Source organism: Micromonospora echinospora (assembly GCF_900091495.1).
Taxonomy (GTDB): domain Bacteria; phylum Actinomycetota; class Actinomycetes; order Mycobacteriales; family Micromonosporaceae; genus Micromonospora; species Micromonospora echinospora.
The window spans coordinates 3,521,675-3,545,680 of record NZ_LT607413.1 but is presented as its reverse complement, the minus strand read 5'-3'; the positions used below and the strand labels follow the sequence as shown (position 1 = coordinate 3,545,680).

Below are 24,006 nucleotides of genomic sequence, written 5' to 3'. Positions count from 1 at the left end.
TGAGGTGGTAGCAGGGGTCCCCTGTTACCGCTTTCCGATGAGGAGGGGACCCCTGCTACCACTCAAGCCGCCCGCGACCACCCTCAGTACGTGTAGAAGCCCTTGCCGCTCTTGCGGCCCAGGTCGCCGGCGGTGACCATGCGCTGGAGCAACTCCGGCGGGAAGAACTTCTCGTCGGCGGTGTCGGTGTAGATGTTCTTCGCCGCGTGCATCAGCACGTCCACGCCGGTCAGGTCGGTGGTGGCCAGCGGCCCCATGGCGTGCCCGAAGCCGAGCCGGCATGCCGTGTCCAGGTCCTCGGCGGACACCACGCCGGACTCGACCAGCTTGACCGCCTCGACCACCAGGGCGGCGATCAGCCGGGTGGTGACGAAACCGGCGATGTCCCGGTTGACCACCACCACCGTCTTGCCGACCTCCTCGGCGAACGCCCGCGCGGTGGCCAGGGTCTCGTCGCTGGTCTTGTAGCCCCGGACCAGCTCGCAGAGCCGCATCATCGGCACCGGCGAGAAGAAGTGCGTCCCGACCACCGACTCCGGCCGCTCGGTGACCGCGGCGATCTGGGTCACCGGGATGGCCGAGGTGTTGGTGGCCAGCACCGCGTCCGCCTTGCAGATCTTGTCCAGCGCCCGGAAGACCTCGTGCTTGATCTCCAGCCGCTCGAAGACCGCCTCGACGACGATGTCCGCGTCGGCCACGGCCTCCAGGTCGGTGGTCGGGGTGATCCGGCCGAGCGTCGCCTCGACGTCCGACGCCTCGATCCGGCCCTTCTCGGCGAACTTCTCCAGCGACTTGCGGATACCGGCGACGCCGCGCGTGGTGGCCGCGTCGTCCAGGTCCCGCAGGGTCACCTGCCAGCCCGCCTGCGCCGCCACCTGGGCGATGCCCGAACCCATCAGTCCGGCCCCGACGACCGCGAGTCGACCCGCCATCTGCTTTTCTCCCTCGCCTGGTGTTGAGTGCTTCTCCCAGCACCCTAGTGGGGCTCCTTAGCGAAGGTTAAGGCCGACCGGTCGCGGAACGGTCGTCAGATGGTAAGCGCGGGCTCCTCCGGTGTCCGGTCCCGTTCCACCTCGACCCCGAGGGCCCGCAGGTCGGCGACGAAGTCGGGGTAGCCCCGGTCCACGTGGTGCACGTGGGAGACCTCAGTGTCCCCGTCGGCGCAGAGTCCCGCGATGATCAGGCCGGCTCCGGCCCGGATGTCGGTGGCCCGGACCGGTGCTCCGGAGAGCCGTTCCCGGCCACGGACCACCGCGTGGTGGCCGTCGGTCTTGATGTCCGCGCCGAGCCGCATCATCTCGTTGGCGAACATGAACCGGCCGTCGAAGATGTTCTCGGTGATCAGGGACGCCCCGTCGCTGACCGAGGCGAGTCCGATCGCCATCGGCAGCAGGTCGGTGGCGAAACCCGGATACGGCAGGGTCACCACGTCCACCGCGGCCGGCCGGTCGTCCGTCCGGACGCGGAAGGCGTCCGGCCGGGTCTCCACCAGGCTCCCGGCGGAGACCAGCTTGTCCAGCGCGATCTCCAGGAAGGCCGGGTCGACCCCGGTGACCGTGACGTCCCCCCGGGTCATCGCGGCGCCGAACGCCCACGTCCCGGCGACGATCCGGTCCCCCACCGTGGCGTGCCGGACCGGGGCCAGGTCCGGTACGCCCTCGATCTCGATGGTCGAGGTCCCCTCGCCGGAGATCCGCGCGCCCATCCGGATCAGCATCGAGCAGATGTCGACGATCTCCGGCTCACGGGCGGCGTTCTCGATCACCGTCCCGCCCCGGGCGAGCACCGCGGCCATCAACAGGTTCTCGGTCGCGCCGACGCTGGGGAAGTCGAGGACGATCTCGGCACCGTGCAGTCCGTCCGGCGCGGAGGCGATGACGAACCCGTGCTCGCCGGAGATCTCGGCACCCATCCGGGTGAGCCCGGAGACGTGCATGTCGAGCCCCCGGGAGCCGATCGCGTCCCCGCCCGGGTGCGCGACCCGCACGTACCCCCGGCGGGCGAGCAGCGGGCCGAGCACGCAGATGGAGGCGCGCAGGCGGCGTACCAGGTCGTAGTCGGCTTCGGAGCCGGGCTGGTCCGGCACGTCGATGGTGACCGAGCGGGACCGGGCCACCCCGCCGTGCGCGACCATCGGATCGACCGGATCGTCGTCGTCGAAACGGACGTCGCAGCCGAGCCGGCGCAGCACCTCCCCCATGATCGCGATGTCGGTGATCCGGGGAACGTTGGTGATCACGCTTCGTCCGGGGGCGAGCAGCGCGGCGGCCATCAGCTTCAGGGCGGAGTTCTTCGCCCCGACGACGTGCACCGTGCCGGCGAGCCGGGCGCCGCCCCGGACCCGGATCACATCGACGTCCCGGAGGGCCAGATCGCCCGCGTCACCGGGCCCCGGGCCCGTCCGGGTCGGGACGATCGGCTCCGGTCGGGCCGGCATCGTCAGGTCAGGTATCCGTAGGCTGTGCGTCATGGCCGTCCACCTCACGCGCATCTACACCAGGGCCGGCGACGCCGGCACGACCAGGCTGAGCAACAACGAGCAGGTAGCGAAGACCGATCCGCGGATCGCGGCGTACGCCGACGTCGACGAGTGCAACGCGGCGATCGGGGTGGCGCTGGCCCTGGGCCAGCTGTCGGAGGAACTGCGGTCGGTCCTGGCCTCGATCCAGAACGACCTCTTCGACGTCGGCGCCGACCTGGCCACCCCGGTCGAACCGGAGCCGGAGTACCCACCGCTCCGGGTGACCGAGGGGTACGTGGAGCGCTTGGAGGGCTGGTGCGACGAGTTCAACGCACGCCTGGGCAAGCTCGACTCCTTCATTCTCCCCGGCGGAACCGCCGGCGCGGCGTTGCTGCACGTGGCTCGGACCGTCGCCCGGCGCGCAGAGCGGGCGGCATGGGGCTTGGTCAGCCACGATCCCGAACGAACCAGCACTCTTCCGGCAAAGTATCTCAACCGGCTCTCCGATCTGCTCTTCATCCTGGCAAGAACGGCAAATCCGGACGGCGATGTGCTATGGGTTCCCGGCGGTAAGCGCTGACCGACGTTCCCAGCCGGGTCGGGCACCCCATCCCGTCGGGGTCCGGGTACCCGACCTGGCCGGTCCCATCCGCCCACCCCGGGTTTACGCCGTTCCCACCGACGACCTTCGGCGCCGGCCGGACGCCGTGCACGCCCTTCACGGTGGCAGCGGACGCGGCGCACGCCCCTCACGGCGACGGGCGGTGAGGCCGCTCCACGGCGGCAGCGGACGCGGCGCACGCCCCACACGGCGACGGGCGGTGAGGCCGCTCCACGGCGACAGCGGACGCGGCGCACGCCCCACACGGCGACAGCCGGTGACGCCGCTCCACGGCCGCGCGGCCGTTCTGTCCTGGGGCCGACATGCGCATTGCCACCCCCGCTGACCTGCGCTTTCATGACGGCAGAAGGCGGCGGACACCCTGGTGGAGGGCAGGTCGGGCCACGTTGTCGCACCCGGATCGGACCACCCGCGCGACGGGTCCGGGCCGACCGGTCACCGGACGGAACCGAACCGTTCCCGCTCCACCGGTCCGCCGCACCACCGGTTCTGCCGAAGGAGCGACCATGTCCGTCACCACGATCGGCGCCCGTGCCGTCCGGACCGTCCGCACGGCGGTCGGCGTCCGTGTCGCCCTGACCGCCGTCACGGCAGGCGCGCTCCTCGCCGTCGGCACACCCGCCCCGGCCGCGCTCCCCCGACCGGTCGGCCCGTCCGCCACCGGCACGGCCACCACCGGGACCGCCCCCGACTGCCACGGCGGATACTCCCGGGACGGCGGCGCGCTGGCCTGCTTCGTCCCGTACGGCGAGCACCTCTGGGTCTGCGACACCCGGGCCGACGGGCACCATCCGGGGGTGGCCTACCGCGTCAACGGTGGCTCCTGGGTCTACCGCGACTACGACCTGGGCAACGGCAACTGCCGGGACATCGACCTGGACATCGCCGAGTCCGGCTACATCGAGCTGGTCCCCCGCAACTACGAGGGCTCGACGATGGTCAGCGACGGTCCCACGTTCCGGGTCAGCGCCCAGGGATGACCGCTCCCGGTGCCGACGTCACCGGCCCGGCCGGATTCCTCGTGGTCGGGTCACACCGACCCGCGCCGGCGCCCGGTCAGGCGGCGGGCCAGTCCTGGTGGGCCAGACGCGGCGAGACCGCCCCGGGCGGGGCGGCCTCGAGCCAGGAAAGGAATCCGGTGACCGTGGAACGCTCCATGGCGATCTCGATCGGGGTCTGCTGGCTCGTACAGTTCAGGATCACCCAGTCGGCGGGCATGGAGAAGCGCTCCTGGCCCTCGGGGAGCCGCCGTCGGCGCACCACCAGGGTCTCCCGAGAGAGCACCCGCTTGGGGCGGATGGCGAAGCTGAACATCCGGTACCACCGGAGTTCGTCACCGGCGAACCGACCGAATCCGGGCGACCAGCCCCGACCGTCAAGCAGGGTGGAGACCCGGACGTGGAGCCGGATGGTGCCGCCGGTGCGGGTCACCAGGGCCCGCCGGAGGAAGAGGATCAGAACCGCCACGACGAAGACGGCGAGGCCGATTCCGATCCCTTCCACGATCTCCATCGGCGGTACGGCTCAGTGGCTCTGCGCGCCGGAGACCGGGGTGGCGCTCTCCGCGAGCACCGTGACGCCCTCGCGGGACACCGAGAGGAAGCCGCCGGCCACCTCGTAGGCGACCTGTCCGCCGCCGGGCAGCTTGATCCGGACCTGACCGGGCTCGGCGAGCTGGCCGAGCAGCGGTGCGTGGCCGGCCAGGACACCCAGCTCACCCTCGGTCGTCCGGGCGACGACCATCTCGGCCTCGCCGGACCAGACCTTCTCCTCGACGGCTACGAGCTCGACGTGAAGCTGCTGTGCCACGCTGTCTCCTTGCTGCGGCGGGCGGTTGGCAGAAGTCTAGTCGCGCGCCCCCTGACCCACTAACGCGGGTACCGAGAGCTGCGACACTCCCTACTTGGTCTTGTTCTGGAAATCGGGGTGTTCGAGCATGAACGCGTCGACCGTCCCGTTGTGCAGCGAGGTGAAGAACTCGGCCGCCTCGGGCAGGAACCGTTCGCCCCGGTAGGCCGACCCGGTGCCGATGCCCTCCGCCGGCAGCTTGACCATCTGGATCGCGTCCGGCCGCAGGTCCTTGAGGGCGAACGCGAAGTCGACGATGCTGTTCCCGCGACCGCTGAAGACCAGCGACTCGCCGGCGGCCCGGAGCACCCGGTCCAGCTTGATCGGGTTGGTCACCACGTCCGCGCTGAACGCCTGACCCGCCATGGCCTTGACGAACTGCTGCTGGTGGCGCTGGCGGCCGTAGTCGCCGTCGGGCACGCCGTTCTTCGGGTAACGCTGCCGGACGTAGTCGAGCGCCTGCCACCCCTCCAGCCGCTGGGTGCCCTTCGGGTAGACCGCCTGCGGACCGAGGTAACCCCCGCCGCCCGGCCGGGGTTCACGGTGGGTGCCGTCCGGCTCGCGGTGCTCGGAGCGCACCTCCCGCTCGATGTACATCTCGACGCCGCCCATCGCGTCGACGATCTTCTTGAACCCGTTGAAGTTGATGATCGCCCCGGCGTCGAAGCGGGCGATGCCGGTCTCCTTCTGGATGGTGGTGGCGAGCAGCTCGAAGCCGAGGTTCGCGTCCGGGTTCCGACCGGAGACCCGGCTGCCGTACGACATCGCGGCGTTGAGCTTGTCGGTGCCCCCGTCGAATCCGGACTTGGCGAACGCGGGAATCTCCACCCGCAGGTCGCGCGGCATCGAGAAGAGGTACGCCCGGTCCATCTCGACCGGGATGTGCATGATCATGATCGAGTCGGCGAGCGGCGGGTCCTCCGGCTTGCGCGGGTCCACGCCGACCAGCAGGATGTTGAGCGGGCCCTTGATCTCCTTGCGCTTCTCCTGCGCGCCGGCTGCCTGGTCGCCGAAGAGGTCACCCTTGCCGACCGAGCCTTCGTAGCGGCTGAGCAGGGCCTCGTAGCCCACCAGCACCGCACCGCTGAGCATCAGCAGCACGGTGCCGAACACCGTGCACAACCGGGCCCACCGGGGCACCCCCGCCCACACGGACGACCTCGCGCCCCGCTTACCGCTCCGAGCCACGTACATCTCCATTCATCACGCCCATGAGGAGGAGACGGGCGCGAGCCACCTGTTGCCTGCGGAAGTCAAGCTCGACACGTGCTGCGGATCGAAGGTACCTCGCCGGCACGGCAACTGTCGCATCGAGCGGCGTGGGCCCGTCAAGCCGACACGCGCAACGACCGAGGCCGCCCCGGCGAACCGGGACGGCCTCGGACAAAGCTGACTGGAGAGTCAGGCTGATCGCGGATCAGCCCTCCTTCATCAGCTCCGCGGCCTTGCGCTCCAGGTCCTCGAGGCCGCCGCACATGAAGAAGGCCTGCTCGGGGAAGTGGTCGTACTCGCCCTCGCTGATCTTCTTGAACGCCTCGATGGTCTCCTTGATCGGGACCGTCGAGCCCGGCACGCCGGTGAACTGCTCGGCGGCGTAGGTGTTCTGCGACAGGAAGCGCTCGATCCGCCGGGCCCGGCCGACGGTGAGCTTGTCCTCCTCGGAGAGCTCCTCGATACCGAGGATCGCGATGATGTCCTGCAGGTCCTTGTACTTCTGGAGGATCCGCTTGACCTCGGTCGCGACCGCGAAGTGCTCGGCGCCGACGAACTCCGGGGCGAGGATCCGGGACGAGGACGCCAGCGGGTCCACCGCCGGGTAGATGCCCTTGTCGGAGATCGACCGCTCCAGGTTGGTGGTGGCGTCGAGGTGGGCGAAGGTGGTGGCCGGAGCGGGGTCGGTGTAGTCGTCCGCCGGCACGTAGATCGCCTGCATCGAGGTGATGGCCTGGCCCCGGACGGAGGTGATCCGCTCCTGGAGCTCGCCCATCTCGTCGGCCAGGGTCGGCTGGTAGCCCACCGCGCTCGGCATCCGGCCGAGCAGGGTGGAGACCTCGGAGCCGGCCTGGGTGAAGCGGAAGATGTTGTCGATGAAGAGCAGCACCTCCTGCTTCTGCACGTCGCGGAAGTACTCCGCCATGGTCAGCGCGGAGAGGGCGACCCGCAGCCGGGTGCCCGGCGGCTCGTCCATCTGGCCGTAGACCAGCGCGGTCTTGTCGATGACGCCGGACTCGGTCATCTCGGCGATGAGGTCGTTGCCCTCACGGGTCCGCTCCCCCACGCCGGCGAAGACCGAGGTGCCACCGAAGTTCCGGGCCACCCGGGTGATCATCTCCTGGATGAGCACCGTCTTGCCCACGCCCGCGCCACCGAACAGGCCGATCTTGCCGCCCTTGACGTACGGGGCGAGCAGGTCGATGACCTTGATGCCGGTCTCCAGCATCTCGGTCTTCGGCTCCAGGTCCGCGAAGGCCGGGGCCTTGCGGTGGATAACCCAGTGGTCGTCGGCCTGGAGGGTCTCCCCCTCGGGCAGGTTGAGGCACTCGCCGATGGCGTTGAAGACCCGGCCCTTGACCGCGTCACCCACCGGCACCTTGATCGGCGAGCCGCTGTCGCGCACCTCGGCACCGCGGACCAGGCCGTCGGTCGGCTGCATCGAGATCGCGCGGACCAGGTTGTCACCCAGGTGCTGGGCGACCTCCAGGGTCAGCGTCTTCTCGCCGCCGGAGAGCGTCACGTCGACGTGCAGGGCGTTGAACAGGGCCGGCATGGCGTCGCGCGGGAACTCGGCGTCGACGACCGGGCCGATGACCCGGACCACGCGACCCGTGGCCGTCTTGGTCTCTACTGGGGCAGTCATCACACTTCACTTCCCGACGCGGCGAGCGCGTTCGCGCCGCCGACGATCTCGCTGATCTCCTGGGTGATCCCGGCCTGACGAGCCGAGTTCATCTCCCGCGTGTACTTCTCGATCATCTCTTCGGCGTTGTCGGTGGCGCTCTTCATCGCCCGCCGCCGCGCCGCCGACTCGCTCGCCGCCGACTCCAGCAACGCCGCGTAGATCCGCGTGTTGATGTACTTCGGCAGCAGCGCGTCGAGCAGCGCCTCCGCATCCGGCTCGAACTCGTAGGCCGGCAGCAGACCCTCGGACCGGGGCCGGTCCTCGATCTGCATCGGACCGATGACCTTCGCCACCGGGACCTGGGTGATGAGGGACTTGAACTCGGTGTAGACGATGTGCAGCTCGTCCACCCCGCGCACGCCGTCCGGTCCGGCCCCGCCGTCGACGTCGTCCGCACCGGCCGCGAACGCCCGGATCAGGGTCTCGCCCACCTCGCGGGCGGAGGCGAAGTCCGGCTGCTCCGAGAAGCCCGTCCAGCTCGCCTCGACCGGCCGGTTACGGAACTTGTAGAAGCCGACGCCCTTGCGGCCGATGACGTAGAGCACGGGCTCCTTGCCCTCGGCCTGCAACCGGGCGACCAGCGACTCCGCCATCTTGATCGCGTTGGAGCTGTAACCGCCGGCCAGGCCCCGGTCGGAGGTCACCAGCAGGACGCCCGCCCGCCGCACCCGCTCACGCGGGGTGAGCAGCGGGTGGTCGATCCGCGCGTTGGAGGCCAGCGCCGTGAGCACGCCGGTGATGGCCTGGGCGTACGGCAGGGATGCCGCCACCCGGGTCTGGGCCTTGGCGATGCGGCTCGTGGCCACGAGCTCCATCGCCTTGGTGATCTTCTTCATCCCCTTCGCCGAGCGGATCCGTTGACGAAGAACGCGTACCTGGGCCGCCATGAGTCAGCCCTACTGCTTCTCGACGTCGTCGCCGCTGTAGCGGGTGACCTTCTCGCGGTCCACCTCGCCCTCCATCGGCTTGGCCGGGGCCTCGTTGATCCGGGGCTCGTCCGCCTTGCTGAGGAAGGACTGCTTGAACTCGCTGATAGCCCGGTCGAGCGAACCGATGATCTCGTCGTCCCACTTGTTGTCGGCGATGCCGGCCAGGACACCCTCGTGCCGGTGCCGCAGGTGCTGGAGGAACTCCGACTCGAAGCGGCGGATCTCGCCGACCGGGACGTCGTCCAGCTTGCCCTCGGTGCCGGCCCAGACCGAGACGACCTGCTCCTGCACCGCGTACGGCGAGTAGTTCGGCTGCTTGAGCAGCTCGACCAGGCGGGCACCGCGCTCCAGCTGGGCCCGGGAGGCCCGGTCCAGGTCGGAGGCGAAGGCGGCGAACGCCTCCAGCTCGCGGTACTGCGCCAGGTTGAGCCGCAGCGAGCCGGCGACCTTCTTCATCGGCTTGACCTGCGCGGCGCCACCCACCCGGGAGACCGAGGTACCGACGTTGATCGCCGGGCGGACGCCCTGGTTGAACAGGTCGGTCTCGAGGAAGATCTGACCGTCGGTGATCGAGATGACGTTGGTCGGGATGAAGGCCGAGATGTCGTTGGCCTTCGTCTCGATGATCGGCAGACCGGTCATCGAGCCGCCACCCAGCTCGTCGGAGAGCTTCGCGCAGCGCTCCAGCAGCCGGGAGTGCAGGTAGAAGACGTCACCCGGGTACGCCTCACGGCCCGGCGGGCGGCGCAGCAGCAGCGAGACCGCGCGGTAGGCCTCGGCCTGCTTGCTCAGGTCGTCGAAGACGATCAGGACGTGCTTGCCGCCGTACATCCAGTGCTGCCCGATGGACGAGCCGGTGTAGGGGGCGAGGTACTTGAAGCCGGCCGGGTCGGAGGCGGGCGACGCGACGATGGTGGTGTACTCCATCGCGCCCGCCTCCTCCAGGATGCCCTTGATCGAGGCGATCGTGGAGGCCTTCTGCCCGATGGCGACGTAGATGCAGCGGACCTGCTTCTTCGGGTCGCCGGTGCGCCAGTTGTCCCGCTGGTTGAGGATGGTGTCCAGGGCGACCGTGGTCTTGCCGGTCTTCCGGTCACCGATGATCAGCTGCCGCTGGCCCCGACCGATCGGCGTCATGGCGTCGACCGCCTTGATACCGGTCTGGAGCGGCTCCTCCACCGACTGCCGGGACATCACGTTCGGGGCCTGGAGCTCCAGCTCACGGAAGCCCTCGTTGGCGATGTCGCCGAGGCCGTCGATCGGCTGGCCCAGGGCGTTGACCACGCGGCCGAGGAAGGCGTCGCCGACCGGCACCGAGAGCACCCGGCCGGTGCGCTTGACGCGCTGCCCCTCCTCGAGCTTGGCGGAGTCGCCGAGGACGACGACACCGATCTCCCGGACGTCGAGGTTCAGCGCCACGCCGAGCGTGCCGTCCTCGAACTCCAGGAGCTCGTTGGTCATGGTCGAGGGGAGGCCCTCGACGTGGGCGATGCCGTCACCGGTGTCGGCGACGGTGCCGACCTCCTCGCGGGAGACGTCGGGCGAGTAGGAGGAGACGTAGCGCTCCAGGGCGCCGCGGATCTCCTCCGTCGAGATGGTCAGCTCGGCCATCCTCTGCTTCCTTAAGTATCAGGGGCCCGGGATACCTAGTACCGACCGGTCCGAATGGCGTATGTCATTCAGGGCGCTGAGCGGTTGGGCTGGTCAGCGCTTCGCGAGCGCGTTGCGGGTCTCGTTGAGGCGGCGCAGGACGGTGCCGTCGTACAGGTCGGAGCCGACCCGCACGCTCGCCCCACCGAGGACTCCGGGATCCACCGTCTGCTTGACGGAGACCTCCCGACCGTATATCGCGGCGAGGCGGGCACCCAGTCGGCGCTCCTCGTCCTCGGTCAACGGGGCGGCCACGGTCACGTAGGCGATCTGCCGGTCGCGACGCTCGCCGACCAGCTCGACCAACCGGCTGAGCGAGCCGGCCAGGGAGCGCCCGCCGAACCCGCTCAGCGCCACCTCGACGAGGCGGACGGTAATCGGGCGGGCCTTGCCGGCGAGCAGGTCCCGGGCCAGGGCGGCCCGCTGCTCGACCGGGGCCGTCGCGTCGCCCAGCGCTGCGGCGAGCGCCGGCTCGGCGGCGACGACCTGACCGAAGCGGAACAGCTCGTCCTCGACCTCGCCCAGGTCACCGGCGGCGTCGGCGCTGGCGAGCAGCGCCTCCACCCCGAGCCGCTCGGCGCCGTCGAGCAGTTCCGACGGTGCCGACCAGCGGCCGGAGACCAGGGTGGCCAGCAGGTCGAGGGCGGCCGCGTCGATCTTGCCCCGCAGCATGTCGCCGAGGAGCCCGGCCCGGTCCGCGCCGGACCGGGCCGGCTCGGAGAGCGCCCGGCGCAGCCGGGGCTCCCGCCGCAGCAGACCCGCCACGGCGAGCAGGTCGTTCGCGGTGGCGACCACGGCGTCCGGCTGCGCGCCGCGCGTGTGCGTCGTCAGGTGCTCGACGGCGGCGCGGTACGACTCCCGGCTGGCGGCCTGCATCAGCGGGCCCCCGTGCTCTCGAGGTCGGTGAGGAACCGCTCGACGGTGCCCTTGCGACGGGCCTCGTCGGCCAGCGACTCCCCGACGATCTTGCTGGCCAGCTCGACCGCGATGGTGCCGACCTCGGTACGCAGCTCGCGCACGATGGTGGCCCGCTCGGCGGCGAGCTGCTCCTTGCCGGCCGCGATGATCCGGTCGGACTCCTCCCGCGCCTTGGCGAGGACGTCCTGCCGGATGCCCTCCGCGTCGGCCCGGGCGTCGTCCCGGATCTTGGCAGCGTCGGTGCGCGCCTCCGCGAGCTGCGCGCGGTACTGCTCAAGGAGCTGGTTCGCCTCGGCCTGGGCGGCCTCGGCACGCTTGATGCCACCCTCGATGGCGTCGACCCGGGCCTGGTACATCGCTTCCATACGGGGGAAGACGAACTTGCTCAGGACCCAGAGGACGAGGCCGAACGCGACGAGACCGACGATGATCTCAGCCAGGGGCGGGAGCAGGATGTTCCCGCCCTCTTCCGCTGCTAGGTACATGGACACTCCCCTTCGCCGGCGGCCGACCAACGAGGGCCGGCCGGGTCAGCTGAACGCTGGCTGGGACTCAGCCCTGGAGGGCGAACGCGAGGACCAGACCGAGCAGGGCCAGCGCCTCGACCACGGCGAAGCCCATGAACATGTAGACCCGGGTCAGGCCGGCGCTCTCCGGCTGGCGGGCGGTCGCCTGGATGTAGGCGGCGAACACCAGACCCACACCGATGCCCGGGCCGAGCGCCGCGATGCCATAGCCGATGACGTTGACGTTGCCTGAGATCTCGGCCAGGAACATGGTTGGTTTCCTCCTGCGGGGAACGCGTGACCGTCACGCGTTCGACTAGGTGAACTTTTCAGTTGTCGTTCTCGGGGGGATGGAGCGGTGCGCGTCGACGCCTCAGTGGTCGTCGGCGAGCGAGGACTGCAGGTAGGTCGCGGTCAGCAGGGTGAACACGTACGCCTGCAGGATCAGGATGCCCAGCTCGAAGAACGTCATCAGGATCGCCATGGCCCAGCTGAGCAGGGCGACCGGCTTGATGAAGATCGACTCCGCGTTGAGCAGCGCGACGCCGCCGAGGGTGAAGACCAGCAGGATCATGTGGCCGGCGAACATGTTGGCGAACAACCGGACCGCGAGGGTGACCGGGCGCAGCACCAGGTTCGACACGAACTCGATCGGCACCAGGATCGGCTGGACCCAGAGCGGTGCGCCGCTGACCCAGCAGCTGGCCTTGATGTAGCCGAAGAAGCCGTGCTTGCGGATGCCGACCCCGACGTAGACCAGCCAGCTGGAGGCGGCCAGGACAATCGGGAAGGCGATGTGCGAGCTCGGCGAGATCTGCGCGAACGGGAAGATGCCCCAGATGTTCAGCAGCAGGATGAAGACGAAGAGCGAGGCGAGGTACGGCGCGAAGCGCACGCCCTGGTGCCCGATGATGTCCTTGGCGATGTTGTCCCGGGCCAGGCCGTAGACCGACTCGGCCATCCACTGCCGCTTCGTCGGGACCAGCTGCGGGTTCCGGTAGCTGATCAGGAAGAAGAGAATGGCGATCGCGGCCGCGACCCAGACCAGCAGGGCGATCTTGGTGAAGGCCGGCTCCCAGGCCGTCCCCTCGAAGCCGGGAATCAGGCTGCGGTAGTTGAAGCTGTCAACGCCGGGGGGGAACTCCGCCGCCCGGATGTCCGCGGCGGCATAGGTCGGCAGCTCAGTCAACTCGAACCCTCCGTCGGTCGGGCATGGTCAGGCGCCCAGCCTCTTCATGGTCAGGTAGACCCCCGCAGCCGTGCCGCCGATCAGTCCGATCAGCAACCCGACGTTCGGAAGATCCAGCCACCGGTCGACGAGCCAGCCGGCCCCGCCCCAGACGGCCATGCCGCCGAGCAGGTAACCGACCGCAGCCCAACCCGCGTCCACACCCTGGGGTGCGGGACGTTTGTCGGATCGGTCGTCGGCCATGACGGAGCGAACGGTATCAGCCGCTCGAACGAGGCTGTGAGTCACCCCCCGCACAACCTGGTCGTGTGGGTCAGGGAAGCCTCGACTGGCGGATAGGCTACGCCTGTCTCGCGCTTGACGAAACTCCATCCCCGGCGTGGCGACGGCAACCCGACAGCCGGATTCAGTCACCAGGGGTGCTCACCTGCGGACGGTGGTCCCGGAACGTCCACCAGACCTGGACGGACACCCAGCCGATGGTCGCGACGATCATGGCGATGGCCATCATCCGGATCCCGCCCCAGCCGGCGTCGACGACGCCGAACATCACCACTCCGAACAACAGGAACTTGGTGACGTACGCGGTCAGCCCGACGCTCATCACGAGCTTCGGGTGCACCGAGTCGGCCCAGGCGACGGCCAGGCTCGACATCGCGTAGCTGAAGGTCACCAGGGCCACGCCGGCCGCCCCGCCGGCCGCGCCGACGCCGCCGTCGACCAGCCAGCCGGCTCCGGTGACGAGCACCAGCAACCCCGCGGAACTGAGCAGCGGCAGGACCAGGTGCCGCAGTCGCTGCCGGATCACCGGGGGTACGCCGGGAACTCGCGGACCAGCTCGGCGACCTCGCCGGCGATCCTGGTCAGCTCGGCCGTCCCGTCGGGCCCGCCGGGGTCGGTTCGTACCGCACGGGCGGTCAGCGCGGCGATCTGCCGCATCTGCGGCTCGCGCATGCCCTGGGTGGTCACGCTGGGCGTGCCGACCCGGATGCCGGAGGCGACCGTCGGCTTCTGCGGGTCGTACGGGATGGCGTTCTTGTTCAGGGTGATGCCGGCGGCGTCGCAGCGGGCCTCCGCCTCGGCCCCGGTCACCCCGACCGGGCGCAGGTCGACCAGGGCGAGATGGGTGTCGGTGCCACCGGAGACCGGCCGCATCCCCTCGGCGGCCAGCCCGTCGGCGAGCGCCCGCGCGTTGCGGACCACCTGCTCGGCGTATGCCCGGAACTCCGGCTGGGCGGCCTCGCGCAGCGCGACGGCCTTGGCCGCGACGGCGTGCATCAGCGGCCCGCCCTGGGTGAACGGGAAGACCGCCTTGTCGATCCGGGCGGCCAGCGACTCCCGGCAGAGGATCATGCCGCCGCGGGGGCCGCGCAGCACCTTGTGCGTGGTCGCGCAGACCACGTCGGCGTATGGCACCGGGGAGGGCACGGCCTCCCCGGCGACCAGGCCGATGAAGTGGGCGGCGTCCACCATGAGGTACGCCCCGACCTCGTCGGCGATCTCCCGGAAGCGGGCGAAGTCGATCAGGCGGGGGTACGCGGTCGCGCCGCAGATGATCATCTTCGGGCGGTGGGCGAGGGCCAGTTCCCGCACCTCGTCGTAGTCGATCAGCTCGGTGTCCGGCCGGACGGTGTAGCCGACCGTGGCGAACCACTTGCCGGAGAAGTTGACCCGGCTGCCGTGGGTGAGGTGACCGCCGTGCGGCAGGTCCATCGCCAGCACGGTGTCGCCCGGCTGGACCAGGGCGGCGTACGCGGCCAGGTTGGCGCTCGCCCCGGAGTGCGGCTGGAGGTTGGCGTGCTCCGCGCCGAACAGCTCCCGTGCCCGGGCGATGCCGATCTCCTCGGCCCGGTCCACCTCGGCGCAGCCGCCGTAGTAGCGGCGGCCGGGGTAGCCCTCGGCGTACTTGTTGGTCAGCGTCGAGCCGAGCGCGGCGAGCACCGCCGGCGAGGTGAGGTTCTCACTGGCGATCAGCTGGAGGCCGCCGCGCAGCCGGTCCAGCTCGCCGAGCACCACCGACGCGATCTCCGGGTCGGTGGCCCTGAGCTGGTCGAAATCCGGCCCCCAGAAGGTGGGCGTCGCGTTGTCCACAACGCCAGAGTCTATGGGGCCGCAGACTGGAGCCCATGAGATGCCTGGTCACCGGTGCCACCGGGTACGTCGGCGGGCGGCTCGCGCCGCGGCTGCTCGCCCAGGGTCACACCGTGCGCTGCCTGGCCCGGTCCGCCCGGCGACTGCGGGACGTGCCGTGGGCGGCGCGGGTCGAGGTGGTCGAGGGCGACCTGCGGAGACCGGAGACGCTGCCGGCCGCGTTCGCGGACGTCGACGTCGCCTACCACCTGGTGCACTCGCTCGGGCAGGCCGGGTTCGAGGCCGCCGACCGGGAGGCGACGACCAACTTCGCCCGGGCGGCCCGCGCGGCGGGCGTACGCCGGATCGTGTACCTGGGCGGGCCGGAGCCGGCGGCGGACGCCCGCCCCTCCCCCCACCTGCGCTCCCGCAGCGAGGTGGGACGGATCCTGCTGGCCAGCGGCGTGCCGACCGTGGTGCTCCGGGCGGCGGTGATCATCGGGTCCGGTTCGGCGTCGTTCGAGATGTTGCGGCACCTCACCGAGCGGCTGCCGGTCATGGTCACCCCGCGCTGGGTGCGCAACCGGATCCAGCCGATCGCGGTCCGGGACGTGCTGCGCTACCTGGTCGCCGCCGCCGACCTGCCGCCGGAGGTCGACCGGGCCTTCGACGTCGGCGGGCCGGACGTGCTCACCTTCACCGAGATGATGCAGCGGTACGCCGCCGTGGCCGGGCTGCGCCGCCGGATCGTCCTGCCCGTCCGGCCGCTGACCCCGTCGCTCTCGTCGCACTGGGTGGGCCTGGTCACCCCGGTGCCGAACCGGATCGCCCGGCCGCTGGTGGAGAGCCTGGTCCACGAGGCGGTGGCGCACGAACACGACATCGCGCGCTACGTCCCCGACCCACCCGGCGGGCTGACCGGCTTCGACGACGCGGTCCGGCTGGCCCTGGCCCGGGTCCGCGACGCCGAGGTGGAGACGCGCTGGTCCACCGCGAGCGGGCCGGACGCGCCGGCCGAGCCGCTGCCCAGCGACCCGCAGTGGTCCGGCGGGTCGGTCTACACGGACCTGCGGTCCCGTCGGGTCGCCGCGCCGCCGGACGCGCTCTGGCGGGTGGTCGAGGGAGTGGGCGGCGACCACGGGTGGTACTCCTTCCCGCTCGCCTGGTCGGTGCGGGGCTGGTTGGACCGGCTGGTCGGCGGGGTGGGGCTGCGCCGGGGCCGGCGTCACCCGCATCGGCTCCACGTCGGCGAGGCGCTCGACTTCTGGCGGGTCGAGGAGATCGTCCGGGGTGAACTGCTGCGGCTGCGGGCGGAGATGCGCCTGCCCGGCCGGGCCTGGCTGGAGATGCGCGTCGAACCGACCGACGACGGCGGCAGCCGGTACGTCCAACGCGCCGTGTTCCTTCCGCGCGGACTGGCCGGGCACGCCTACTGGGCGGCGGTCGCCCCGTTCCACGCCGTGGTCTTCGGCGGCATGGCCCGCAACATCGCCCGGGGCGCCGAGCAGGTCGCCCGCGCCGGGCGCTGCTAGTTCCCCGCGCGTGCGGCGTTGCCCCACCGGGCGATCGCCTCGGTCGGTGGGGCGAAGTCGCGGACCGGTTGGTCCCGCAGGGCGGCGGTCATGATGTCGGCGACCTGGTCGACCATCCTGGCCTGCACCGCCTCGCCGGCCGGGTCACGGGGGTCGTCCGGGTTGGTGGCCATCGTGGCGACCACGAGCTGCGGGGTGGCGGCCACCACCGTCTCCGTGCCGTACCCCTCGGAGCTGCCGGTCTTGCCGATCACCGGCCGCCCCAGCCGCTCGCGCAGGCCGTCGGCGGTGGCGCCGTCGCAGCGCCCGAACGCCGACTGGTCACCGACCGGGCAGCGGGCCGCGTCGGCCGCCGCGCGGGCCACGTCGACGTCCAGCACCCGGCGGCAGTCCGGCCGGGCGACGTCGAGGGGCCGGCCAGCGTGGTCGACGATCGTGTTCACCGGCAGCGGCGTGCAGCGGACCCCCTCGGCGGCCACCGTGGCGTAGGCGGTGGCCAGGTCGAGCGGGGTGGTGGACGCGACGCCCAGCACGAACGGACCCCAGTTCCGGGCACCGTACCGGGCCAGGTTGGCGTCGTCCTCGGCCCGCAGCACGATGCCGAGCCGCTCGGCCATCTCCACCACCCGGTCCGCGCCGACCCGCTCGGCCAGCCAGACGAAGTACGTGTTCACCGACCGCCCGAACGCGGTCCACATGGTGCGCTCGCCATCCATCCACGCCGGGTTGGCGTTCGCCGGGCACCACTGCCCTTCGCAGCTCGCCGGCCCCGAGGCCGGCCACTGGCTGACGATCCGGGTCGGCGCGTCGTAGCGGGTGTCCAGGGGCGCCCCGGCTTCCAACGCGGCCAGCAGGGCGAAGATCTTGAAGGTCGAGCCGGCCTGGTAGCCGACGATGTCGTCTCCCCCGGCGACGAGCTGGTTGACGGTGTACGGGCGGTTCTCCTGGCCGGCCGGGTTGGGGCCGAGACCGTACCTGCGGTTGACCGCCATGGCGAGGACCCGTCCGGTGCCCGGTTGCACCACGGCGGTGGGCAGCGCGTGGGGGCTGTTCTCGTCGTACACCTCCAGCACCCGATCCTGCGTCTCACGCTGCACGGTCGGGTCGAGGGAGCTGACGATCCGGAAGCCGCCCCGGCGCAACGTCCGCTGCCGCTCGTCCGGCGACGTGCCGAACGCCGGCTGCGCGTTCCACCAGTCCGTGAAGTAGTCGCAGAAGAACGCCCAGTCGTTGCGGTCCTTCGGCACCGCCGCGCAGTCGTCGGGTTCCACGCTCGGCTTCAGGGCGAGGGCCTCCGCACGGGCCCGGTCGGCCTCGGCGGACGTGACCGCGCCGGTCTCCACCAGCCGGTCCAGCACGTAGCCCCGCCGGCTCAGCGCCGCGTCGGCGTCGCCGTGGATCGGATCGTCGGTGTGCGGTGACTGGACCAGCCCGGCGAGCAGCGCCGCCTCGGCCAGGGTGAGGTCGGCCGGGGACTTGGAGAAGTAGCGCCGGCTGGCCGCCGCGACGCCGTACGCCCCGGCGCCGAAGTAGACGATGTTGAGGTAGCGACCGAGGATCTCGTCCTTGTCGAGCTGGCGTTCGAGCGCCAGGGCGTACCGGATCTCCTGGATCTTGCGGGCGGTGCTGATCTCGGTGGCGGCCTTCCGCTGCGCCTCGCTCAGGGTCGGGTCGCTGCTCAGCACGTTCCGGACGTACTGCATGGTCAACGTCGAGGCGCCCTGCCGGACCGGCCCACCCTGGTTGGCGGTGAACGCCCGGGCGACGCCCCGCAGGTCGACGCCGCTGTGGTCGTAGAAGCGGGAGTCCTCGGCGGCGACGATCGCCTTCCGCATCACCGGGGCCACCTCGGTCAACGGCACGTCGGCCCGGTTCTCCTCGTAGAAGGAGGTGATCAGGGTGGTGCCGTCGGCGGCGTAGAGCGTGGACCGCTGCGCGGTGGGGGGCGTCACCAGGTGCTCGGGCAGCGTCGAGTACGGGGCGGCGAGCGTGGAGAAGCCGAGCCCCAGCACAAGCGCGAGGGGCAGGGCCGCCGTGGCGAGCACCAGCCCGGCCAGCGTGCCGGCGATCACGACGGTCAGCAGCTTGTGCAGACGGGCCTGGGTCATCAGCTCTCCCGGAGCAGAGGCTGGGCTGGGACCCGTTCAGAATGGCCCGGACCGACCGGCCGGAGCCGGCCTTTCGGTAAATCAGCAGATATTTCGCAGAAAGCCGCAAACCACAGCAGAGTACGCGTCAGATCAGGGCAGCAGGACCGCCGCGAGCGGCTGCACCGTCTCCTCGATCTCGTCGGCCACCCGGCTGAAGCACTGGTCACCCCGGCCCCACGGATCGTCCAGGTCGTCACCGGGCAGCGCGGAGGCGCCCGCACGCGCGGCGTGGGCCGCCGCGACCAGGGCCGTCCCCCGGGCGTAGACGGCCTCCGGGGACGCTTCGGCCGGAGGCAGGGCGGCGCCGTCCACCGCACCGAGCAGCCGGCCGAACTCGCCCAGCACGAAGGTCCGCGCGGCGGCGTCCGGGCGCAGCGCCACCACGTACTCCTGCTGGTCGGCGGTGGCGGTGAGCACCAGGTCGGCGGCGTCGATCTGGTCGGACCGCAGCCGGCGGGCGGCGAACCCGACGCTGTCCCCGCCCCGGGCGGCGACCTGGCGGGCCGCCGGCGGGTTCATCTCCGACCCGACGTGCCAGCCGCCGGTGCCGGCGCTGTGGCTGAAGAGCAGTTCCTCGGCGCGTGCCGGGTCGAGCGCGCGCCGGATGAGCCGCGCCCGGACGGCCAGCACCAGCAGGCGTTCGGCCATCGGCGACCGGCAGATGTTCCCCATGCAGACGTGCAGGACGGTGAAGGGCGGCACCTACGCCACCCGGCTCTCGATGTCGGGCACCACGTCGCGCAGCTCGGTCAACGAGATGGCCCCCTCGCGCAGCAGCTGCGGCACCTCGCCGGTGAGGTCCACGATCGTGCTGGGCACCGGGTCCGGACAGGGCCCGGCCTCCAGGTAGGAGCGGACCGCGTACCCGAGCTGGTCCCGCGCCTGCTCGGCGGTGAGCGCCGCCGGCTGGCCGGTCTTGTTCGCCGAGGAGACCGCCATCGGGCCGGTCTCCCGCAGCACCTCCAGCGCCACCGGGTGCAGCGGCATCCGCACGGCCACCGCCCCGTTGGTCTCGCCCAGGTCCCACTGGAGGCTGGGCGAGTGCTCCACGACGATCGTCAGCGCCCCCGGCCAGAACGCCTCGACCAGGTCGCGGGCCGCCCGGGGCAGGGTGAACACCAGCCCGTCCAGGGTGTGCCGGGAACCGATCAGCACCGGCGGCGCCGCCCGACCCTGACCCTTCGCGTCCAGCAGCGCCTTCACCGCGAACGGGGTGAAGGCGTCCGCGCCGATCCCGTACACCGTGTCGGTCGGCAGGACGACCAGTTCGCCATTCTTGACGGCCTCGATCGCCGCGGCGATGCCGCGGTCCCGATCGGCCAGCGACCGGCAGTCGTAGAGCATCACGAGGAGCCAGTCTGCCACGCCGGGCCCGACGCGTCGTCGCGGCGGCGCAGCGCGGTGGTGAAGCGGGGGCGACCGGCGAGGTCGGCATGGCCGGTGACCGCCTCGAACCGGCCGTCGGCGGTGATCAGGTCGGGCACCGCGCGGCCGTGCGTGTCGTCGTGCTCGACCGCCAGCGCGCCGCCCGGACGCAGCAGCCGGGCCGCCCGCGCGACCACCGGCCGGACCACGGCCAGACCGTCCGCCCCGCCGAAGACCGCCTCCGCCGGGTCGTCGGCCACCTCCGGCGGTACGGCGGTCCCGGCCGGCACGTACGGCGGGTTGCAGAGCAGCACGTCGACCCGGCCGGCCAACTCGTCGAGCAGCCCGGGAGCGGTGACGTCCGCCTCGACCACCTCGATCGGCCGGTCCCCGGCGGCGGCCCGGTCCGTCGCGTTGCGCCGCAGCCAAACCAGGGCCGCCGCCGACCGCTCGACCGCCACCACCCGGGCCGTCGGCACCTCCTGGGCGACCGCGAGCGCGACCGCCCCGGAGCCGCTGCACAGGTCCACCACCAGCGGCTCGACGCTCCGGCGGGCCCGGTCGATCCCCCATCCGGCGAGCAGTTCGGTCTCCGGCCGGGGTACGAAGACACCCGGGCCGACCGCGAGCTCCAGATGCCGGAACCCGGCGGTCCCGGTCAGGTGCTGCAACGGCTCCCGGGCCGCCCGACGCGTCACCAGACCGGCCAGTTGGTCGAGCTGGTCGTCGGTGAGGCCGTCGACCAGCAGCAGCCGTCCCCGGGGCACGCCGAGCACGTGGGCGGCGAGCAGTTCCGCCTCGACCCGGGGGGCGTCGACACCCGCCCCGGCGAGGGTCCGGGTCACCCGGGCGAGCACCGGCGGGCACGGGTGTCGGTTGTTCGTCCCTTCGGACGGCTGTTGCGGCGTGGCAGTCACGACATAATCATGAAGCGTCGCGCACGTCACCCCGAACTGTGACGCGTCCTTCTCCGGCACGCCCCGGTGGCGTCGGCCGGCTGTCGGGCGCGGCTCGCCGAGGGTGTCACCGGCGACCACGGTGCGGCGCCGGAGCCGGCGCGGACGGGAGGCTGCGGGTGGGTTGGCTCGACCGGGTCACCGACCAGGTTGACGCTCTCACGAAGGCGCGCGACCTGCAGGAGGCGAGCCGGTCCGCCGAGGCGTGTGTCCTCCTCGACCAGGTGATCCGCACCACCACCGACCCGTTCGCCCGCGCCGACGCCCGCGTCCAGCGCCTCTCCGCGCTGATCAACCTCGGTCGGACGGCCGAGTTCACCCGGGCCATCGAGGAGGCGTCCACCGCCGTCCGGGACCTTCCCGAGCCGTACCTGCACGGGCACCTGCACGCGCTGGCCGCGCTGGCCGCGCACCACCAGGGCGCCCTCGACCGGTGCGTCACCCACCTGGTCCGGGCCGCCCGGATGTTCGACGCGGTGGACGACCCCGACCGGGACACCGCGTGGGGCTGGCACGACCTGGCCATGACGTACTCCTACCTCAGCTTCCACGGGTACGCGCTGACCGCCATCGAGAAGGCGCGGCAGCTCGGGCTGGCCGCCGGCATCCCCGAGGAGACGTTCGCCGCACCCGGCATCCGGCTGCGCAACGCGGTCGCCCTGGACCACAACGGCGACAGCGACGGCTGTCTGCGGGTGCTCCGGGACATCGCCGCCGACCTGGACCGCTTCCGGCGTACCGGGCGGGCCGGACGGCTCCGCCCGAGCAGCCTCGCCGCGTACGGCTACACCGTCGCCCGCCGGGCCGCCCTCGGCGACCGGGTGGAGACCGACCCCGAGAACAACCCGGTCCGGCTGCTCGGGTTCGGTGGCGACAGCGCCCGCGCCCGCGACTTCCGACAGCTCGGGCAGGTCTGCCTGGCCATCGCCGACGGCCGGCTGACCGAGGCGGTCGCCCGGCTGGACACCGCCTCGGTCTCCACCGAGACCCTCGGTGCGGCCGAATCGGCCCGGCTGCGCAGCATCGCGCTGGCCACGGCCGGGGACCACGCCGGCGCGCACCGGGCCGACCGGACGGCGTTCCGCCTCGCCGCGCAGCGCAACGACCGGCTGCGGGACGTCTACATCGACGGCATCGCGGCCCGGATCGACCACGAGGAGATGCGGCGGGAGGCCGCCCGGTTCGAGGGCGAGGCGCTGACCGACCCGCTGACCGGGCTGCCCAACCGCCGTCGGCTGGAACGGCACATCGCCGGCATGGTCAACCGGGGCGAACGTCTGGTCATCGGGGTCTGCGACCTGGACGGCTTCAAGGCGGTCAACACCCGGCACGGCCACCACTCCGGCGACCTGGTGCTGCAACGGGTGGCGGGCGTGATCAACCGGGTGATGCGGCGCGGCGACTTCGTGGCCCGCTACGGTGGGGACGAGTTCGTGGTGGTGCTCGCCGGCACCGGGATCGAGGAGGCCGCCGAGGTCTCCCGCCGGATCGACGCGGCGATCCGGACCGAGGACTGGGAGTCCGTGGTCCCCGGCACCCCGGTCCGGGTGACCATCGGCTTCGCCGAGGTCAACGCGGCCACACCACTGGGCCGGGACGCCATCCGCGCCGCCTTCGACGCCGCCGACCAGCAGATGCTGCGCGCCAAGTCCCGCTCCCACCCCGGCTGACCCCCGCACCGCCCCCGCCCTGACGCGCCGCCCTCCGCCTGACGTGGTGCCGGCGCTGACGCTGGGGTGGTTGCAGGGGTCCCCTCCTCGGCAGAAAGCGGTAACAGGGGACCCTTGCTACCACCCGGGCGGGCAGCTCGCCGCGCCCGCTCAGCGACGACCGAGTTCCGGTTCCCCGGCCAGTCGGGCGGCCCGGTCGGCCTCGGCGAGGGCGTCGAGCACGCCGTCCAGCTCACCGGCGAGGGCCAGGTCCAGGTTGTACGCGGTGTAGCCGATCCGGTGGTCGGTGATCCGGTTCTGCGGGAAGTTGTACGTGCGGATCCGCTCGGACCGGTCGACGGTGCGCACCTGCGCCTTGCGGGCGTCCGAGGCGGCGGCGTCGGCCTGCTCCTGGGCGGCGGCGAGCAGCCGGGCCCGCAGGATCCGCATCGCCTGCTCCCGGTTCTGCAACTGCGACTTCTCGTTCTGGCAGGAGACCACGATCCCGGTCGGCACGTGGGTGATCCGGACCGCCGAGTCGGTCGTGTTGACCGACTGGCCACCCGGGCCGGACGAGCGGAAGACGTCGATGCGCAGCTCGTTCGGGTCGATCGTGACGTCGACCTCCTCGGCCTCGGGCAGCACCAGGACGCCGGCGGCGCTGGTGTGGATGCGGCCCTGCGACTCGGTGACCGGGACACGCTGCACCCGGTGCACGCCGCCCTCCCACTTGAGCCGGGACCAGACCCCGTTGCCGCCCTCCGGGACGCCCTTGGTCTTGATCGCCAGCGAGACGTCCTTGACCCCGCCCAGGTCGGAATCCTGCGCGTCCAGCACCTCGGTGAGCCAGCCGTGCCGCTCGGCGTACCGGGTGTACATCCGCAGCAGGTCACCGGCGAACAGGGCGGACTCCTCGCCGCCCTCGCCGGCCTTGATCTCGACGATGACGTCCTTGGCGTCGTGCGGGTCGCGCGGGATCAGCAGCTCCGCCAGGCGCTCCTCCAGCTCCGGCAGGGTCGCCGCGATGGCCTCCGCCTCGGCCGCGAAGGACGGGTCCTCGGCGGCCAGCTCCCGCGCGGCGGCGAGGTCGGAACGGGCCTGCTCCAGCTCGCCGGCCGCCTTGTGCAGCGGCACCAGTTCGGCGTAACGCCGCCCGACCCGACGCGCCGTGCCCTGGTCGGCGTGGATGGCCGGGTCGGCCAGCCGCTTCTCCAGTTCGGCGTACTCGTCGAGAAGGGTCGCCAGGCGCTCACTGCTCATGC

At 71.8% G+C, this 24,006-nt stretch carries 24 protein-coding genes; 4 read left to right on the top strand and 20 right to left on the bottom strand.

Features of this window, described 5'->3' with window-relative positions; genetic code table 11:
• Positions 1-83: 83 nt before the first annotated feature.
• The gene (locus tag GA0070618_RS16140; RefSeq protein ID WP_088982376.1) at positions 84-932 is read right to left on the bottom strand and encodes a 3-hydroxyacyl-CoA dehydrogenase family protein; all 849 of its coding nucleotides are present in this window, start codon (positions 930-932) and stop codon (positions 84-86) included.
• A 95-nt stretch (positions 933-1,027) separates the two neighbouring features.
• Positions 1,028-2,470 carry a UDP-N-acetylglucosamine 1-carboxyvinyltransferase gene (murA, locus tag GA0070618_RS16135; RefSeq protein ID WP_088982375.1) on the bottom strand — a complete coding sequence of 481 codons (1,443 nt, stop codon included), beginning with the start codon at positions 2,468-2,470 and terminating at the stop codon, positions 1,028-1,030.
• Between murA and GA0070618_RS16130 the strand changes: the two genes are divergently transcribed.
• Together GA0070618_RS16130 and GA0070618_RS16125 are read left to right on the top strand one after the other, a co-directional pair.
• Positions 2,469-3,041 (top strand): cob(I)yrinic acid a,c-diamide adenosyltransferase, encoded by a 573-nt coding sequence (locus tag GA0070618_RS16130; RefSeq protein WP_088982374.1) that lies wholly within the window; start codon positions 2,469-2,471, stop codon positions 3,039-3,041. The two genes, murA and GA0070618_RS16130, sit on opposite strands and share 2 nt — an antisense overlap.
• A gap of 548 nt (positions 3,042-3,589) precedes the next feature.
• Positions 3,590-4,063 (top strand): hypothetical protein, encoded by a 474-nt coding sequence (locus GA0070618_RS16125; RefSeq protein WP_088982373.1) that lies wholly within the window; start codon positions 3,590-3,592, stop codon positions 4,061-4,063.
• 76 nt (positions 4,064-4,139) lie between these two features.
• Here the strand turns inward: GA0070618_RS16125 and GA0070618_RS16120 are convergent, their stop codons facing one another.
• From GA0070618_RS16120 to GA0070618_RS16060, 13 genes are all read right to left on the bottom strand, one after another.
• A complete protein-coding gene (locus tag GA0070618_RS16120) occupies positions 4,140-4,595 on the bottom strand; it encodes a DUF2550 domain-containing protein (RefSeq protein WP_088982372.1) in 456 nt (151 codons plus the stop codon).
• A gap of 12 nt (positions 4,596-4,607) precedes the next feature.
• Complete coding sequence (locus tag GA0070618_RS16115; protein WP_088982371.1) at positions 4,608-4,892, bottom strand: F0F1 ATP synthase subunit epsilon; 285 nt, start codon at positions 4,890-4,892, stop codon at positions 4,608-4,610.
• Between the two features lie 90 nt (positions 4,893-4,982).
• Positions 4,983-6,125: an LCP family protein gene (locus GA0070618_RS16110; protein WP_088982370.1), complete on the bottom strand. Its 1,143-nt coding sequence runs from the start codon at positions 6,123-6,125 to the stop codon at positions 4,983-4,985.
• Between the two features lie 223 nt (positions 6,126-6,348).
• Positions 6,349-7,788 (bottom strand): F0F1 ATP synthase subunit beta, encoded by a 1,440-nt coding sequence (atpD, locus tag GA0070618_RS16105; RefSeq protein ID WP_088982369.1) that lies wholly within the window; start codon positions 7,786-7,788, stop codon positions 6,349-6,351.
• Entirely contained in the window at positions 7,788-8,717 is a 930-nt protein-coding gene (locus GA0070618_RS16100; RefSeq protein ID WP_088982368.1) for a F0F1 ATP synthase subunit gamma, read from the bottom strand. The genes atpD and GA0070618_RS16100 overlap by 1 nt, the downstream gene beginning before the upstream one ends.
• Positions 8,718-8,726: 9 nt before the next feature.
• Complete coding sequence (gene atpA / locus GA0070618_RS16095; RefSeq protein WP_088982367.1) at positions 8,727-10,370, bottom strand: F0F1 ATP synthase subunit alpha; 1,644 nt, start codon at positions 10,368-10,370, stop codon at positions 8,727-8,729.
• 93 nt (positions 10,371-10,463) lie between these two features.
• On the bottom strand, positions 10,464-11,285 hold the full coding sequence (locus tag GA0070618_RS16090; RefSeq protein WP_088982366.1) for a F0F1 ATP synthase subunit delta: 822 nt from the start codon (positions 11,283-11,285) through the stop codon (positions 10,464-10,466).
• On the bottom strand, positions 11,285-11,812 hold the full coding sequence (locus GA0070618_RS16085; RefSeq protein WP_088982365.1) for a F0F1 ATP synthase subunit B: 528 nt from the start codon (positions 11,810-11,812) through the stop codon (positions 11,285-11,287). Before GA0070618_RS16085 ends, GA0070618_RS16090 begins: the two co-directional genes overlap by 1 nt.
• A gap of 67 nt (positions 11,813-11,879) precedes the next feature.
• The gene (gene atpE / locus GA0070618_RS16080; RefSeq protein ID WP_088982364.1) at positions 11,880-12,104 is read right to left on the bottom strand and encodes an ATP synthase F0 subunit C; all 225 of its coding nucleotides are present in this window, start codon (positions 12,102-12,104) and stop codon (positions 11,880-11,882) included.
• A gap of 102 nt (positions 12,105-12,206) precedes the next feature.
• A complete protein-coding gene (atpB, locus tag GA0070618_RS16075; RefSeq protein WP_231931756.1) occupies positions 12,207-13,022 on the bottom strand; it encodes a F0F1 ATP synthase subunit A in 816 nt (271 codons plus the stop codon).
• 27 nt (positions 13,023-13,049) lie between these two features.
• Complete coding sequence (locus GA0070618_RS16070; RefSeq protein WP_088982363.1) at positions 13,050-13,265, bottom strand: AtpZ/AtpI family protein; 216 nt, start codon at positions 13,263-13,265, stop codon at positions 13,050-13,052.
• 163 nt (positions 13,266-13,428) lie between these two features.
• Positions 13,429-13,830 carry a hypothetical protein gene (locus GA0070618_RS16065; RefSeq protein ID WP_088982362.1) on the bottom strand — a complete coding sequence of 134 codons (402 nt, stop codon included), beginning with the start codon at positions 13,828-13,830 and terminating at the stop codon, positions 13,429-13,431.
• Complete coding sequence (locus GA0070618_RS16060; RefSeq protein ID WP_088982361.1) at positions 13,827-15,113, bottom strand: serine hydroxymethyltransferase; 1,287 nt, start codon at positions 15,111-15,113, stop codon at positions 13,827-13,829. Before GA0070618_RS16060 ends, GA0070618_RS16065 begins: the two co-directional genes overlap by 4 nt.
• Before the next feature lie 35 nt (positions 15,114-15,148).
• Between GA0070618_RS16060 and GA0070618_RS16055 the strand changes: the two genes are divergently transcribed.
• The gene (locus tag GA0070618_RS16055) at positions 15,149-16,624 is read left to right on the top strand and encodes an SDR family oxidoreductase (RefSeq protein ID WP_088982360.1); all 1,476 of its coding nucleotides are present in this window, start codon (positions 15,149-15,151) and stop codon (positions 16,622-16,624) included.
• Here GA0070618_RS16055 and GA0070618_RS16050 read toward each other — a convergent pair.
• The 4 genes from GA0070618_RS16050 to prmC form a co-directional block, all read right to left on the bottom strand.
• Positions 16,621-18,732, bottom strand: a complete 2,112-nt coding sequence (locus GA0070618_RS16050) for a transglycosylase domain-containing protein (RefSeq protein ID WP_088982359.1) — start codon at positions 18,730-18,732, stop codon at positions 16,621-16,623. The two genes, GA0070618_RS16055 and GA0070618_RS16050, sit on opposite strands and share 4 nt — an antisense overlap.
• Positions 18,733-18,864: 132 nt before the next feature.
• The gene (locus GA0070618_RS16045; RefSeq protein ID WP_088982358.1) at positions 18,865-19,476 is read right to left on the bottom strand and encodes an arsenate reductase/protein-tyrosine-phosphatase family protein; all 612 of its coding nucleotides are present in this window, start codon (positions 19,474-19,476) and stop codon (positions 18,865-18,867) included.
• Complete coding sequence (locus tag GA0070618_RS16040; protein ID WP_088985567.1) at positions 19,477-20,118, bottom strand: L-threonylcarbamoyladenylate synthase; 642 nt, start codon at positions 20,116-20,118, stop codon at positions 19,477-19,479.
• Entirely contained in the window at positions 20,118-21,056 is a 939-nt protein-coding gene (gene prmC / locus GA0070618_RS16035; RefSeq protein WP_088982357.1) for a peptide chain release factor N(5)-glutamine methyltransferase, read from the bottom strand. The genes GA0070618_RS16040 and prmC overlap by 1 nt, the downstream gene beginning before the upstream one ends.
• Before the next feature lie 158 nt (positions 21,057-21,214).
• On the opposite strand from prmC, the gene GA0070618_RS16030 reads away from it, so the two are divergent.
• Positions 21,215-22,765 carry a GGDEF domain-containing protein gene (locus GA0070618_RS16030; protein WP_088982356.1) on the top strand — a complete coding sequence of 517 codons (1,551 nt, stop codon included), beginning with the start codon at positions 21,215-21,217 and terminating at the stop codon, positions 22,763-22,765.
• A gap of 150 nt (positions 22,766-22,915) precedes the next feature.
• On the opposite strand, the gene prfA is transcribed toward GA0070618_RS16030, so the two are convergent.
• Positions 22,916-24,004, bottom strand: a complete 1,089-nt coding sequence (gene prfA, locus GA0070618_RS16025) for a peptide chain release factor 1 (protein ID WP_088982355.1) — start codon at positions 24,002-24,004, stop codon at positions 22,916-22,918.
• Between the last annotated feature and the right edge of the window lie 2 nt (positions 24,005-24,006).

What these genes read in the sequence shown, in the direction of transcription:
- GA0070618_RS16140 (WP_088982376.1), bottom strand. Translation starts at nt 932, where the DNA reads ATGGCGGGTCGACTCGCGGTCGTCGGGGCCGGACTGATGGGTTCGGGC.
- GA0070618_RS16130 (WP_088982374.1), top strand. Translation starts at nt 2,469, where the DNA reads ATGGCCGTCCACCTCACGCGCATCTACACCAGGGCCGGCGACGCCGGC.
- murA (WP_088982375.1), bottom strand. Translation starts at nt 2,470, where the DNA reads ATGACGCACAGCCTACGGATACCTGACCTGACGATGCCGGCCCGACCG.
- GA0070618_RS16125 (WP_088982373.1), top strand. Translation starts at nt 3,590, where the DNA reads ATGTCCGTCACCACGATCGGCGCCCGTGCCGTCCGGACCGTCCGCACG.
- GA0070618_RS16120 (WP_088982372.1), bottom strand. Translation starts at nt 4,595, where the DNA reads ATGGAGATCGTGGAAGGGATCGGAATCGGCCTCGCCGTCTTCGTCGTG.
- GA0070618_RS16110 (WP_088982370.1), bottom strand. Translation starts at nt 6,125, where the DNA reads ATGTACGTGGCTCGGAGCGGTAAGCGGGGCGCGAGGTCGTCCGTGTGG.
- atpD (WP_088982369.1), bottom strand. Translation starts at nt 7,788, where the DNA reads ATGACTGCCCCAGTAGAGACCAAGACGGCCACGGGTCGCGTGGTCCGG.
- GA0070618_RS16100 (WP_088982368.1), bottom strand. Translation starts at nt 8,717, where the DNA reads ATGGCGGCCCAGGTACGCGTTCTTCGTCAACGGATCCGCTCGGCGAAG.
- atpA (WP_088982367.1), bottom strand. Translation starts at nt 10,370, where the DNA reads ATGGCCGAGCTGACCATCTCGACGGAGGAGATCCGCGGCGCCCTGGAG.
- GA0070618_RS16090 (WP_088982366.1), bottom strand. Translation starts at nt 11,285, where the DNA reads ATGCAGGCCGCCAGCCGGGAGTCGTACCGCGCCGCCGTCGAGCACCTG.
- GA0070618_RS16085 (WP_088982365.1), bottom strand. Translation starts at nt 11,812, where the DNA reads ATGTACCTAGCAGCGGAAGAGGGCGGGAACATCCTGCTCCCGCCCCTG.
- atpE (WP_088982364.1), bottom strand. Translation starts at nt 12,104, where the DNA reads ATGTTCCTGGCCGAGATCTCAGGCAACGTCAACGTCATCGGCTATGGC.
- GA0070618_RS16070 (WP_088982363.1), bottom strand. Translation starts at nt 13,265, where the DNA reads ATGGCCGACGACCGATCCGACAAACGTCCCGCACCCCAGGGTGTGGAC.
- GA0070618_RS16055 (WP_088982360.1), top strand. Translation starts at nt 15,149, where the DNA reads ATGAGATGCCTGGTCACCGGTGCCACCGGGTACGTCGGCGGGCGGCTC.
- GA0070618_RS16050 (WP_088982359.1), bottom strand. Translation starts at nt 18,732, where the DNA reads ATGACCCAGGCCCGTCTGCACAAGCTGCTGACCGTCGTGATCGCCGGC.
- GA0070618_RS16040 (WP_088985567.1), bottom strand. Translation starts at nt 20,118, where the DNA reads ATGCTCTACGACTGCCGGTCGCTGGCCGATCGGGACCGCGGCATCGCC.
- prfA (WP_088982355.1), bottom strand. Translation starts at nt 24,004, where the DNA reads ATGAGCAGTGAGCGCCTGGCGACCCTTCTCGACGAGTACGCCGAACTG.